General features: G+C 41.6%; 11 protein-coding genes. All 11 read left to right on the top strand.

Annotated elements, in window-relative coordinates:
- The first annotated feature begins 19 nt into the window (after nucleotides 1-19).
- A complete protein-coding gene (locus B7709_RS04810) occupies nucleotides 20-589 on the top strand; it encodes an SP0191 family lipoprotein (RefSeq protein ID WP_061453943.1) in 570 nt (189 codons plus the stop codon).
- A gap of 86 nt (nucleotides 590-675) precedes the next feature.
- Nucleotides 676-942: an IreB family regulatory phosphoprotein gene (locus B7709_RS04805; protein WP_000507060.1), complete on the top strand. Its 267-nt coding sequence runs from the start codon at nucleotides 676-678 to the stop codon at nucleotides 940-942.
- Between the two features lie 3 nt (nucleotides 943-945).
- Entirely contained in the window at nucleotides 946-1,365 is a 420-nt protein-coding gene (gene ruvX, locus B7709_RS04800) for a Holliday junction resolvase RuvX (RefSeq protein WP_084971926.1), read from the top strand.
- 15 nt (nucleotides 1,366-1,380) lie between these two features.
- Nucleotides 1,381-1,686 (top strand): DUF1292 domain-containing protein, encoded by a 306-nt coding sequence (locus tag B7709_RS04795; protein ID WP_061453945.1) that lies wholly within the window; start codon nucleotides 1,381-1,383, stop codon nucleotides 1,684-1,686.
- 254 nt (nucleotides 1,687-1,940) lie between these two features.
- Nucleotides 1,941-3,191 (top strand): bifunctional folylpolyglutamate synthase/dihydrofolate synthase, encoded by a 1,251-nt coding sequence (locus tag B7709_RS04790; protein WP_084971925.1) that lies wholly within the window; start codon nucleotides 1,941-1,943, stop codon nucleotides 3,189-3,191.
- A gap of 91 nt (nucleotides 3,192-3,282) precedes the next feature.
- Complete coding sequence (locus tag B7709_RS04785; RefSeq protein WP_084971924.1) at nucleotides 3,283-3,738, top strand: SP_0198 family lipoprotein; 456 nt, start codon at nucleotides 3,283-3,285, stop codon at nucleotides 3,736-3,738.
- A gap of 185 nt (nucleotides 3,739-3,923) precedes the next feature.
- A complete protein-coding gene (locus B7709_RS04780; protein WP_084971923.1) occupies nucleotides 3,924-5,075 on the top strand; it encodes an iron-containing alcohol dehydrogenase in 1,152 nt (383 codons plus the stop codon).
- A gap of 228 nt (nucleotides 5,076-5,303) precedes the next feature.
- Nucleotides 5,304-6,836: a cardiolipin synthase gene (gene cls, locus B7709_RS04775; protein ID WP_084971922.1), complete on the top strand. Its 1,533-nt coding sequence runs from the start codon at nucleotides 5,304-5,306 to the stop codon at nucleotides 6,834-6,836.
- Between the two features lie 108 nt (nucleotides 6,837-6,944).
- The gene (locus tag B7709_RS04770) at nucleotides 6,945-7,616 is read left to right on the top strand and encodes a hypothetical protein (protein WP_084971921.1); all 672 of its coding nucleotides are present in this window, start codon (nucleotides 6,945-6,947) and stop codon (nucleotides 7,614-7,616) included.
- Nucleotides 7,617-7,815: 199 nt separating this feature from the next.
- The gene (locus tag B7709_RS10005) at nucleotides 7,816-7,992 is read left to right on the top strand and encodes a DUF443 family protein (RefSeq protein ID WP_129326716.1); all 177 of its coding nucleotides are present in this window, start codon (nucleotides 7,816-7,818) and stop codon (nucleotides 7,990-7,992) included.
- A 597-nt stretch (nucleotides 7,993-8,589) separates the two neighbouring features.
- On the top strand, nucleotides 8,590-12,229 hold a 3,640-nt coding region (locus tag B7709_RS04755; protein ID WP_084971920.1), incomplete at its 3' end, for a mucin-binding protein.

Below are 12,229 nucleotides of genomic sequence, written 5' to 3'. Positions count from 1 at the left end.
AAAAATCATGTGAGGAAATATGAAAAAAATAGTAATCAGTGCGTTTGCCCTCCTTTTTTTACTTGTTGGTTGTGGTCAAAAGAAGGGAACAACTGCTGCTTCAACAACGTCGTCAGAAGAACTCCAGTCTACCCTGCCAGTTCTAGATAATGCCGAGAAGAACACGGTTGTAACCAAGACCTTACTTCTCCCTGAGTCAGAAGGGGGCGTTAAGCAAACTCAAACAATTACTTATAGAGGGAAGCAATTTCTAAAATTGGTTATCCGGCAGACACGGCCCTTAAGTGAGGAGTTGAAATCCTTTATCGCTGATCACGGTCTTGAAGCTACAAAGAAAGCCTTCGCGGAAGCCGAGGAGAAAGATGAAAGTCTCCAAGAAGCACGTAAGTTAGAAGGTTTTACGGTTGAAACTCAGCTAATCAGCGAGACAGAGATGGAAACTACGACGACTTATGATTTTCAAATTTTAGATGTCAAAAAGGCGGCGCAAGTAGAATATCTAAAGAATATTGGCTTAGAGACTCTTTTGAAAAATGAACCAAGCCAATATATCGAAGATAGAATAGCAAATGGAGCGACAGAACAATAGAAAATCCAAATAAATAGACGGACTTAATTGTGGAACGTAAGGAAATATGCTATAATAGTACTATTCTAAGGAAAGAGGGTGTTAGAATGGGATTTACTGAAGAAACTGTACGTTTTAAATTGGATGATTCCAATAAGAAGGAAATTAGTGAAACGTTGACAGACGTCTATGCTTCTCTGAATGAAAAAGGCTACAATCCGATCAATCAGATTGTGGGTTATGTATTGAGTGGAGACCCTGCCTACGTTCCTCGATACAACAATGCGCGAAATCAAATCCGTAAGTACGAGCGTGATGAAATTGTTGAAGAATTGGTGCGCTATTACCTTAAAGGACAAGGAGTCGATCTATAATCTATGAGAATTATGGGATTGGACGTTGGTTCAAAAACGGTAGGCGTTGCCATTAGTGACCCACTAGGTTTTACAGCTCAGGGCCTTGAAATTATCCAAATCAATGAGGAACAGGGTCAGTTTGGTTTTGACCGCATCAAGGAATTGGTTGAGAGCTATAAGGTGGGACGCTTTGTAGTGGGCTTGCCTAAAAATATGAATAATACCAGCGGTCCGCGGGTAGAAGCCAGTCAAGCCTACGGAGCAAAACTAGAAGAGATTTTTGGTTTACCAGTAGACTATCAAGATGAGCGCCTGACCACAGTTGCAGCCGAGCGTATGCTGATTGAGCAGGCAGACATCAGTCGCAACAAGCGAAAAAAAGTCATTGATAAATTAGCTGCCCAGCTGATTTTGCAAAATTATTTAGATAGAAAATTTTAAGACAGAGGAGAAACTATGTCACACGATCATAACCATAACCACGAAGAACGTGAATTGATTACACTAGTAGATGACCAAGGTAATGAAACCTTGTTTGAAATCCTTTTGACAATTGACGGTAAGGAAGAATTTGGTAAAAACTATGTCCTTCTAGTGCCAGTTAATGCAGAAGAAGACGAAAATGGTGAAGTTGAGATTCAAGCATACTCATTCAATGAAAATGAAGACGGAACAGAGGGCGAATTGCAACCAATTCCAGAAGACTCAGAAGACGAATGGAATATGATTGAAGAAGTTTTCAACACCTATATGGAGGAGTAAAGACATCCAGTGGATGTTTTTAGCCCTGCGCTAGAAATTAGAAACGCAGGTAATCTCAGAGACTGTATCAGCCCAATTTCCAGAAATTGGAGAGAGTTGGAACATCCAGCGGACGTTTTTAGTCCACATTGAAATTTATAGTAGCTAGTGATTAGCTAACCAGGTAAGAGGTCGGGATTTTTGTCTCGACCTCGCTTTTTATTTGCAGTCATACTTTGGTGCGATAGTTGATTGGATTTTTGTTAAGGAGATATATGTTTGAAGTAGAAGAATGGCTCCATAGTCGAATTGGTTTAAACTTTAGATCTGGACTTGGACGAATGCAGCGAGCAGTGGATTTGCTAGGGAATCCTGAGAAGACTTATCCCATTATCCATGTAACAGGAACTAACGGCAAGGGGTCAACTATTGCCTTCATGAGGGAATTGTTTGTAGCTCATGGTAAAAAAGTTGGCACCTTTACCTCTCCTCATATCATCAGCATCCATGATCGAATCTGTATCAATGGACAACCGATCGCAGATAAAGACTTTATCCGTATAGCGAACCAAGTCAAGGAGATGGAAAAAGCTCTTTTGGAGACACATGATCAATTGTCTTTCTTTGAACTGTTGACCTTGATTGCTTTGGCCTATTTTAGAGAGAAAGGCGTGGACTTAGTTCTGTTAGAAGTGGGAATTGGTGGCTTACTAGACACGACTAATGTGGTAACTGGAGAGATTGCAGTTGTTACTTCCATTGGCCTAGATCATCAGGAGACCTTGGGGGACAGTCTGGAGAAAATAGCAGAGCAGAAAGCTGGTATTTTCAAGACTGGAAAGAAGGCAGTCATTGCTAAGCTTGCTCCAGAAGCTGAGCTTGTCTGTCAAAGAAGAGCAAGAGAGTTAGCTGTAGACCTTTATCAAGCTGGGCAAGATTTCACCTTGAAAGCTAGAGATTTTTCAAGTAGACTAGCAAGATTTTCCCAGCTTAAAATCGGTTTGGAAGGCGCCTACCAGCAAGAAAATGCCGCCTTGGCTTTACAAAGCTTTCTACTTTTTATGGCGTCAAGAGAGGAAAAAGTCGATGAACAGCTTGTGAGACAGGCCTTGCAAGAAACTCACTGGGCAGGTCGATTGGAACGGATTCGCCCGCAAATCTACCTAGATGGGGCTCACAATCTTCCAGCCTTAACCCGTTTGGTAGAGTTTATCCAAGAGAAAATCCAACAAGGTTATCAAGTCCGTATCCTTTTTGGTGCCCTTAAACGCAAAGATTATCAAGGGATGTTAGGTTATCTATCTGAGCAGTTGCCTCAGGTGGAACTTAAGGTGACAGGTTTTGACTACCAAGGTTCTTTGGATGAGAAGGATGTGGCAGGTTACGATTTAATTTCTTCTTATGGTGATTTTATCAAAGAATTTGAAGGAAAGGCCAATGACCAGGACCTGCTTTTCGTGACGGGCTCGCTCTATTTTATCTCGGAAGTACGAGCAAGTTTGGTAGGAAGCGATGGGATTAGTTGACCTTCTAGGTTTAAGTTGCTATACTGGGGACAGGAGGTAATATCTGGAAACGATTCCAGCAAAATATGGGCATAAAAGAAAGGAAATCGCTATGAAAATAAAAACATTCACACTTTCTATTGCTTCCCTAGCAATTCTTAGTCTTCTAGCAGCTTGTGGAACTAAGACACAAGCACCTACCCAGCAATCTGCTCAGCAATCCTCTACTCAACAAGAGTCATCTTCTAGTGCTACTACAAGTGCTAGCCAACCACAGGCGTCCTCAAGTCAGGACACTGCTGTAGCTCAACCTACTAACATCGATGGTGCCTATACTGGAAAAGATGAGAATGACCAGATCACTCTTGTTGTAACAGGTAAAACTGGTACCTGGACTGAGGTCGAGCCAGATGGAGATAATGAAATCAAGCAAGTTAGCTTTGAGCCAGAAAATCAACGTGTCATTATCGGTGATGATGTCAAAATTTACACGGTTAATGGTAATCAAATGATTATCGATGATATGGATCGTGAGGCATCTGACCGAGTCGTCCTAACTAAGCAATAACGATTAAGTTAAAGTTCCGATGAGATGAAATTCGTCTTATTGGAACTTTTTTGTTTTAAAACGTGACCAGTGCTTCTTTACTGATTTTTTACTTAAAACGCTTACAAATATTTGTAAAACTTGTACTAAGATCGTATACTTATGGTAAATAATCAAATAGCGCAGAGGCGCAGGAGGAAAAGCATATGGCTACATTTTACGTTCCATCAGTTAACCTTATTGGTAAAGGTGTTGTAAATGAAGTAGGTCCGTATATTAAGGAACTGGGGTATAAGAAGGCCCTCTTGGTAACAGATAAGTTCATCGAAGGCAGTGACATTTTACCTAAAGTTCTAAAACCATTAGATGCTGAAGGGATCGAATATGTGATCTTTAGCGATGTGGAGCCAAATCCGACTTGCAAGAACGTCACAGACGGAGTAGCTGCTTTGAAAGAGCATGGTTGTGACTTCATCATTAGTCTTGGGGGAGGATCTCCTCAGGATGCGGCTAGTTGTATCTCTATCATTGCGACAAATGGTGGAAAACCGCAGGACTACGAAGGTCTTCACAAGTCTGCTAAAAAAGGGTTGCCAGTGGTTGCGATCAATACAACAGCTGGAACTTCTGCAGAAATCACTATCAACTATGTGATTACTGACGAAGAACGCAAAGTCAAGATGGTAATGGTAGATAAGAACAGCTTGGCCCTCATCTCTGTCAATGATCCAGAACTCATGCTTTCAAAACCGAAAGGATTGACAGCAGCAACAGGTATGGACGCTCTTACCCACGCTGTCGAAGCCTTGGTAACACCGGGTGCCTATGATGTAACCAAGAAACTATCTATCGGAGCCATTGAACTCATCAAGGAGTACCTCCCTCGTGCCGTAGCAAATGGCCATGATATTGAAGCGCGTGAGGCGATGGTCAATGCTATCTTCCTCGGTGGTATGAGCTTTAACAATGCTGGTTTGGGCTACGTTCACTCAATGGCTCACCAGCTCGGTGCAGTGTATAATTTACCGCACGGTGTCTGCTGTGCCATGCTTCTTCCAGTTGTAGAACGTGAAAATGCCAAACGCGTACCAGAAGCTTTCCGCAATGTAGCCAAGGCCTTGGGTCTTCATGTTGAAGGGAAAACTGATGAAGAATGTGCTGCCTACGCTATCGCTGAGATTGAAAAATTGTCTGAAACAGTAGGCATTCCGAAGAAACTCACTGAACTCGGTATCCAAGAAAAAGACTTTGACTTTGACTACCTTTCTAAGAATGCCTTGATCGATGCTTGTGCACCAGGAAATCCATTTATGCCAACCTTAGAAGAAACTATTGCCTTCTACAAAGAACTCTTCTAATTTTTAAAATGAAAAAGAAGTTAAATAATGCTGGAAAGAACTATCATTTTGGTAGTTCTTTTTGGCATGATGTAGGGCAGGAAATTGTAGCTATATAATTATTTGCATTTAAAACTAGTTTGCTGTATCAAGAGTAAACGGTTGCCATCTCCCCCTGAACTGAGGTATACTAGTAGAAAGATTCGTTTATCAAGCGGTGAGGGAGAACGTTAGAAAAGGAAGGGGATTATGACAGCTAGAAAAATGCAACTACTCATGTCTAAGTATGGTTTTAGTATTACCATTATGTTGGCAGAGTTGTTTATCGTCTTTGGTTTGTTTCTCTATCTAGGTCGAATGGCTCCGATTCTCTGGATTATCCTAGTTATTTTGGTGAGTCTGGCGACTATTGTATCGATTGTCAATCGTTCTATGAATCCGGAAAGCAAGGTGACATGGCTGTTAGTAGCCTTTGTTCCAGTATTTGGTCCCCTACTTTATATCATGTTTGGAGAACGCCGTCTATCTAAAAAAGAGCTCAAGCAGTTAAAGCAACTTCAATCAATGGTTGACCGAGAGGACAATAGCAGAGCCCTCCGTTTGGAATTAAAAGAACAAGACAAGTCTGCTTATGGCGTCATCAAATCCCTCCTCAGTATGGATACGAACGCAGATGTCTATGATCGAACGGATACACAATTTTTTGCCTCTGGTGAAAGTATGTGGTGTCGGATGCTAGAGGACCTCAAGAAAGCTGAGAAATTTATCTTTCTCGAATACTACATCATCGAAGAAGGCTTGATGTGGAACAGCATTTTAGAGATTTTGGAAGAAAAGGCTGCTCAAGGAATAGAAGTCAAACTCCTCTATGATGACATTGGTTGTATGGCTACCCTGCCTGGAGATTATACCATCCAGCTTCGTGGACGAGGGATTGAAGCCCATAAATTTAACAAGGTGATTCCACGCTTGACCGTCGCCTATAACAACCGTGATCACCGTAAAATCATGATTATCGATGGGCAGATTGCCTATACAGGTGGTGTCAATCTGGCAGATGAGTACATCAACCATATCGAACGCTTTGGTTATTGGAAGGATAGCGGTATTCGGTTGGATGGGTCGGCTGTAAAGGCTTTTACCAGATTCTTTTTATCCACTTGGTATATCAACCGTGGAGAGATTAGTGATTTTGATCAATACCATCTCGAGAATCAACCCAAAGATGGGATGGGACTTTGCATTCCCTATAGTAGTGGGCCAAAACCTATCTACCGATCCCAGGTTGGGAAAACGGTCTATCAAAACCTTATCAATCAAGCTACAGATTATGTCTATATCACGACTCCTTATCTGATTGCTGACTATGATCTGACTGAAAGTATCAAAAATGCAGCTCTGAGAGGGGTAGATGTGCGAATTGTGACGCCATATATCCCAGATAAGAAGGTCATCCAATTGGTTACTCGCGGAGCCTATCCAGATTTGCTATCTGCGGGAGTTCGCATTTATGAGTACAGTCCCGGATTTCTTCATAGCAAGCAAATGCTTGTCGATGGAGAAGCAGCAACAGTGGGAACCATCAATTTTGACTATCGCAGCTTGCTTCACCACTATGAAAATGCCGTTTTACTTTATAGAACACAGTCCATCATAGATATTGAGAAGGACTTCGAAGAGATTTTTAAAGTTTCTCGAGAAATCTATCCGCACACAATAAAAACAAGTTGGTACCAAAGCCTCATTAAGGAAATTGTCCAGTTGTTTGCGCCGATGTTATAAGAGGTCATGTTAAAGGTGTTTGATGTGACTAATAACAGCCCTAGACAGCTAACGAAGCTGTTAGTAGGCAAAATCATCTTTGGTGCAGGAATGAAAGAGAGATAAAAGGTGAGAAAAATAATTTTTATTGGACAGAGCGGTGATAAGGCCGTTTACTATAACACGCGAACAAAAGAGGCTCTGGTAGCCGATAAGAGTGTCTTGTTAAATACGGAAGGGGCTAGGAAGACCAATAAGGCTATTATTCCTTTGATGTTGGTTTTTATCTTCATAGGTTTAATAGGGGGAATGGTAGCTATACCAGCTTTTTCAGGTTTTCGATACAGTAGTTGGATGGTTCCGCCTTATATCGCTACCCACTTCTTTGTCTGCTTTGGCTTTATATGGATGATGGAAGAGGCCTTGTATAAAGAAGTGAAGCAGGTTCAGGGGGCAAGTCCTCAACAGTTTGCGAAAGCCGTTGATTCAAATCTGATTTGGGACAATTTCAGCAAGAAAAAAGCGACGTTTGGGAAAATGATAGTTTTTCTAATAATACAGTTAGTAATTCTATTTTTAGCATTTATAGGAATTGCTACCATACTAAATATTATAAATTCATTTATAAAGCAGGAGAAATTTGACGCACAAATTTTATTTTCATTATTGATAGGTCTCTTTCCTGCCTTGTTGTACCTTTTCTTATTCCAAAACAATCCCATCCGCTGGTTGTTAGCCGTGCGGAAGTATGAACAAGGGAAAGTGGTATTTGTAGAAGACAAGGAGAAGAAATATGAGTGAGACTCTATTACTATAGGAAACAGGGGAGCAAAACCTTCTTCAGCAAGTGCAAGTACGATTAGATTACGCTAGGAAAACGAATCTTTATCAACGTTTTAAAACGGATGAATTCTCGCTTTATTTGACGTTACGAAAGGTATTATATAAATGTTTAAAAAAGCTGAAATAGAGCCCTTGGCTAAAAAACCTTCGATATCGCATACTAAAAACAGAGGATAGATATTATTTTCTTGATGTAGAACGTCCTTTTTTGATTGTCTACTTCTTACCCTTGTTGATTTATTTTGTGCCTCACAGATTATTCATGCTAAATGCAGACTATCAATTAAAAAAATGGTTCCTTATCATTCAAACCTTGCAGAAAGAAACTATTTGATTCTTAGAACTTCAGTCTTGTTTTTGTCTCACCTTTTGTTGGGTGAGTTTTTCTTTTAGTCTTTTCTAGTCCAGTCAAAAAGTCTAAATATTTTAAATTATTAGAAAAATGGAAATAAATTGCCCCTGTCGGAAGCCTTGGAGATAGATGTTGGCTCATGATGTCTGGATTAAAAAGAGTGATTTTGGAGAAGATCGTTTCGGTTTTGTATACAAAAGTGAGAAGAGCGCTAGAGTTAAGTGCTTTAACCAGTGGCTAGACTGGGCTTTCTTTTGCCTCGGAAGGTCGTTTCTTTTCGATTTTTGTAGCAAGAAGCAGACAGGTCATTTTTGAAGAAATAAGGATTATGCATTTTTGGGTATAAAACATGCATTTAGAAGTTTGCAACACGATGTTACACTTTCGTTACAATGGAAAATAAAATAGCAAAACTCTTGATATAATGGGAAAAAACGGGTATAATGATGAGTATGGTTTGATGTCAAAACTTTGGCATTATAATCAACAACCACATATTATTATATGTTTAAAACATCGAATGATTAGAATATTGCATAGTAGGTGGTTGGACTATATTTAAAACAAGGAGAAACGTTCATGGATAAAAATGCGCGACGCAGATTACACAGAGCGAGTGCTGAGAAACGACTTCGATACTCAGTGCGTAAGTTTAATGTAGGTGTGGCTTCCGTAGCCGTCGCAGCTTTCATGTTCTTGGGCGGGAACGCTGTTGCAGCCAACACACTGGCTAAAACAGATTCCCCAAGCACTTCTACAGAGAAGAAGGAGACTGTACCAGAATCGGAGGGGAAATCAGGTCCAGATACTTCTAAGTCTGCTGCAGATGCTACTTCAGCCGCAGAAACTGTAGCAAGTTCTGAAACCCCATCTAGCCAAGTGGCGGATAAAGCTGTGAAACCAGAAGTGGCTTCAAAGAGCGAGGCTGCTTTAAAAGAAGCAACTTCACAAGTATCTGAAGCTTCAGTTGCAAATAGCCAATCAGCTGCTTCTGCAGTTAAGTCTGAAGCTACATCTGTAGCGGCATCAACTGCTTCTTCATCTGAAACTGTAGCAGAATCTACTACTGCAGAATCTGGCAAGTCTTCAATTGAAAAAGCAACTAGTCAGGCTGCTAGTTTGGCAACTGCTGGTCAAAATTCAACTGCTGTAGCACGAAGCGAAGCAAATTCTACATTGGCTGCTGCTCAACGCGAAGTAGATAAAGGTTATGCTGACTTCCGTAAATCTGGAGAAAGCGGCTTCCGTTCGTTTGACCCACAAACAGGGAAAACAACTGTAACAAAGGAAAACTTCCTTGATTACTTTAGATTGAATGGTTCAGCTACCTATAATTCATACGATGGTATCGTAACCCTTACTCCAGATGAAAACTCTAAGACAGGTAACTTCAGTCTGAAGAGTAAGATCAATATGAACCAAAGCTTTAAGCTGACTGGTGGGGTTAACCTAGGTAGCAAGACGCAGGAACGTTATGGTGCCGATGGTATCGGTTTTGCCTTCCACACAGGGAATACAACAGACCTAGGTGCTGATGGTGGTAACCTTGGTATCGGTGGTTTGCGTAACGCAAATGGTTTCAAACTGGATACTTTCTGGAACGTCCACACACCGCCAAAAGGTAATCGTTTTGACACTAGCAATACCGACTCTTTCCAATATGGTTGGGCTGAAGATCCTCGTCTGGGACAGTTCGGTGCTTGGGTAAATACCACTCATAAACAAGTTCCTGGTGCTCGTGGTCTCTTCGGACCTAGTGGCACATATGAGCGCTGGTGGGCTGAGACAGACGCTGGTAGTGCTCAACGTCTAGACTCAAGTGACCTAGATGGTCGTTTCCACAGATTTGCTATCCAGTATGACGGTGTAACCAAGGAATTAACTGTCTCTTACGAAAGTAATCTTGGTATCAAGCAATGGAAGAAGAAAGTTTCCACTCCAGAACAATTGATGTCCATGGTGGTTACAGCGACGACTGGTAACTACAAGAACTTGCAACAGTTCCAAATCAAGCGTTTTGACTTCTATCAAAGTGCCTCTGTCGATGTACGTTATGAAGATGAGCAAGGTCGAGAACTTGCAGAAGGTACAGTAACCTACCCACAAGGTGCCTTTAAAGGTAAGGCTTATACTACTGAACAAAAATCAATCCCTGGCTATGGTTTCATTGGAATGAAGAGAGGTAGCTTGCCACCTTCAGGAACTCTTGCTGACTGGGGAACAAACGGTACTGTAACCTACGTTTATCGTAGAGGTGCAACTGATACGAAGACAGAAAAGAAGACAGTCACTCGTACTATTTATTATAAATATAAACCAGGTGTGACAGGACCGACACTTCCGCCAGCTTACACTCAAACAGCTGAGTTCACTCGTACTGTGACAGGTGGTAGACCAGGTCCATGGAGCCCTTCATCTAAGAATTTTGCGCCTGTAGATTCTCTAAATGTACCAGGATATACACCAGATGTAGCGACAGTTCCAGGGCTTACAGTAAATCCAGGTTCTACCCCAAGTGATGTAACAGTATACTATGACAAGATTGCGCCAAGAGTAACAACTGAAACAAAAGACGTCACTCGTACAGTAGTTTACGAATACGAAGATGGTGTGACTTCAGGTCGTCCAGCTCTTCCACGTGAAGTACAACAAAATGTACAATTTACTCGTCAAGTGTCAGAAGACCCAGCGACTGGTAAAAAGACATACGGCAATTGGACACCAAGTCGTCAAACTGTAGATGCGGTTGATACACCAGCAATTAAAGGCTTTACACCAAATAAAACTCGTGTAAATTCAGCCTCTGTTTCGCCAACAGACCCAAGCTGGCGTGAAATCGTTTCATACCGTAAGAATAATCCGAAAGTAACAACTGAAACTAAGGATGTTACTCGTACAGTCGCTTACGAATATGAAGACGGTGTGACTAGAAATCGTCCAGCACTTCCACAACCGGTTGAGCAAACAGTACAATTTACTCGTCAAGTGTCAGAAGACCCAGTGACTGGTCAAAAGACATACGGCAATTGGACACCAAGTCGTCAAACTGTGGGTGCAGTTGACAGCCCAGAAGTAGCAGGCTTTACACCAAGTAAACCACGTGTAAATTCAGCTTCTGTTTCACCAACAGATCCAAGCTGGCGTGAAATTGTAAGCTATGCACCGGCTACTCAACGAGGAACTATCGTTTACCGTACAGATGGTAGAAACGGTGTTCCAGCTAAAACGCTCCACACAGATAACGTATCAGGCCAATCAGATACACCTGTAAACTACACAACAACTGATAAAATCAATGAATTCAAGCAACAAGGGTACGATCTTGTTAGCGACGGCTTTACTAAAGCTGGAGGTCAAAGATTTGACAGCAATAATAATGTAGATCAAACATGGGAAGTTGTCCTAACTCCACGTATTGAGACAAGAAGCGAGACAAAACAAGTTCTTCGTACTATTGAATATCAATATGGTGATGGTGTAACAGAAGGACGTCCAGCGCTTCCTCCTACTGTCACTCAACCAGCATCATTTAATAGACAAGTCTCTGTGAACAAAGTGACAGGTGTTGAAACTCCAGGCGCTTGGAGCAGACGAAGTGGAACTCTTCCAGAAGTGCCTTCTCCTGGCATTACAGGATTTACTCCAGATAGAGCATCAGTTCCGCTTATCACTGTAACTCCTACTTCTCCTGATTCAAAAGAGGTTGTCAAGTATAACTTGGATGAGCAACGCGGCTCTATCAAGTACGTAACAGATGGTAAGAACGGTGTGCCAGTTAAGACTCTTTACACAGACTCTGTGACTGGTAAGTCAGGTGAACCAGTATCTTACTCAACAGTAGCTCGTATCGAACAATTGAAACAAGCTGGTTACACACTTGTAAGTGATGGTTTCACTCAACCAAATGGTCAGACGTTTGATAAAGATAAAACACAAGATCAAACATGGACAGTTGTTGTAACTCCTCGCTTGGATGACAATACGAATCCAGCTGAGCTGAACAACAAGGTTACTCGTACGATCAAGTACCAATACGCAGATGGTAAACCAGAAGGTCGTCCAGCTCTGAAAGCCCCAGTAACTCAAGAAGCAACCTTCACACGTACAGGTAAGGTAAATGCTGTTACTGGAGAAAAGACTTTCACTCCATGGACACCAGCTACGAAAGAATTGGCACAAGAAGGTACACCAGTAGTAACTGGATTTGTGGCAGATAAGG

Source organism: Streptococcus oralis subsp. dentisani (genome assembly GCF_002096335.1).
Lineage (GTDB): Bacteria > Bacillota > Bacilli > Lactobacillales > Streptococcaceae > Streptococcus > Streptococcus oralis_Z.
The sequence above is the reverse complement of the archived record's forward strand: the minus strand, read 5'-3'. Positions and strand labels throughout refer to the sequence as shown.

Bases quoted from the DNA above. Each gene is read 5' to 3' on its own strand.
- B7709_RS04810 (WP_061453943.1), top strand. From the start codon at position 20: ATGAAAAAAATAGTAATCAGTGCGTTTGCCCTCCTTTTTTTACTTGTT.
- B7709_RS04805 (WP_000507060.1), top strand. From the start codon at position 676: ATGGGATTTACTGAAGAAACTGTACGTTTTAAATTGGATGATTCCAAT.
- ruvX (WP_084971926.1), top strand. From the start codon at position 946: ATGAGAATTATGGGATTGGACGTTGGTTCAAAAACGGTAGGCGTTGCC.
- B7709_RS04795 (WP_061453945.1), top strand. From the start codon at position 1,381: ATGTCACACGATCATAACCATAACCACGAAGAACGTGAATTGATTACA.
- B7709_RS04790 (WP_084971925.1), top strand. From the start codon at position 1,941: ATGTTTGAAGTAGAAGAATGGCTCCATAGTCGAATTGGTTTAAACTTT.
- B7709_RS04785 (WP_084971924.1), top strand. From the start codon at position 3,283: ATGAAAATAAAAACATTCACACTTTCTATTGCTTCCCTAGCAATTCTT.
- B7709_RS04780 (WP_084971923.1), top strand. From the start codon at position 3,924: ATGGCTACATTTTACGTTCCATCAGTTAACCTTATTGGTAAAGGTGTT.
- cls (WP_084971922.1), top strand. From the start codon at position 5,304: ATGACAGCTAGAAAAATGCAACTACTCATGTCTAAGTATGGTTTTAGT.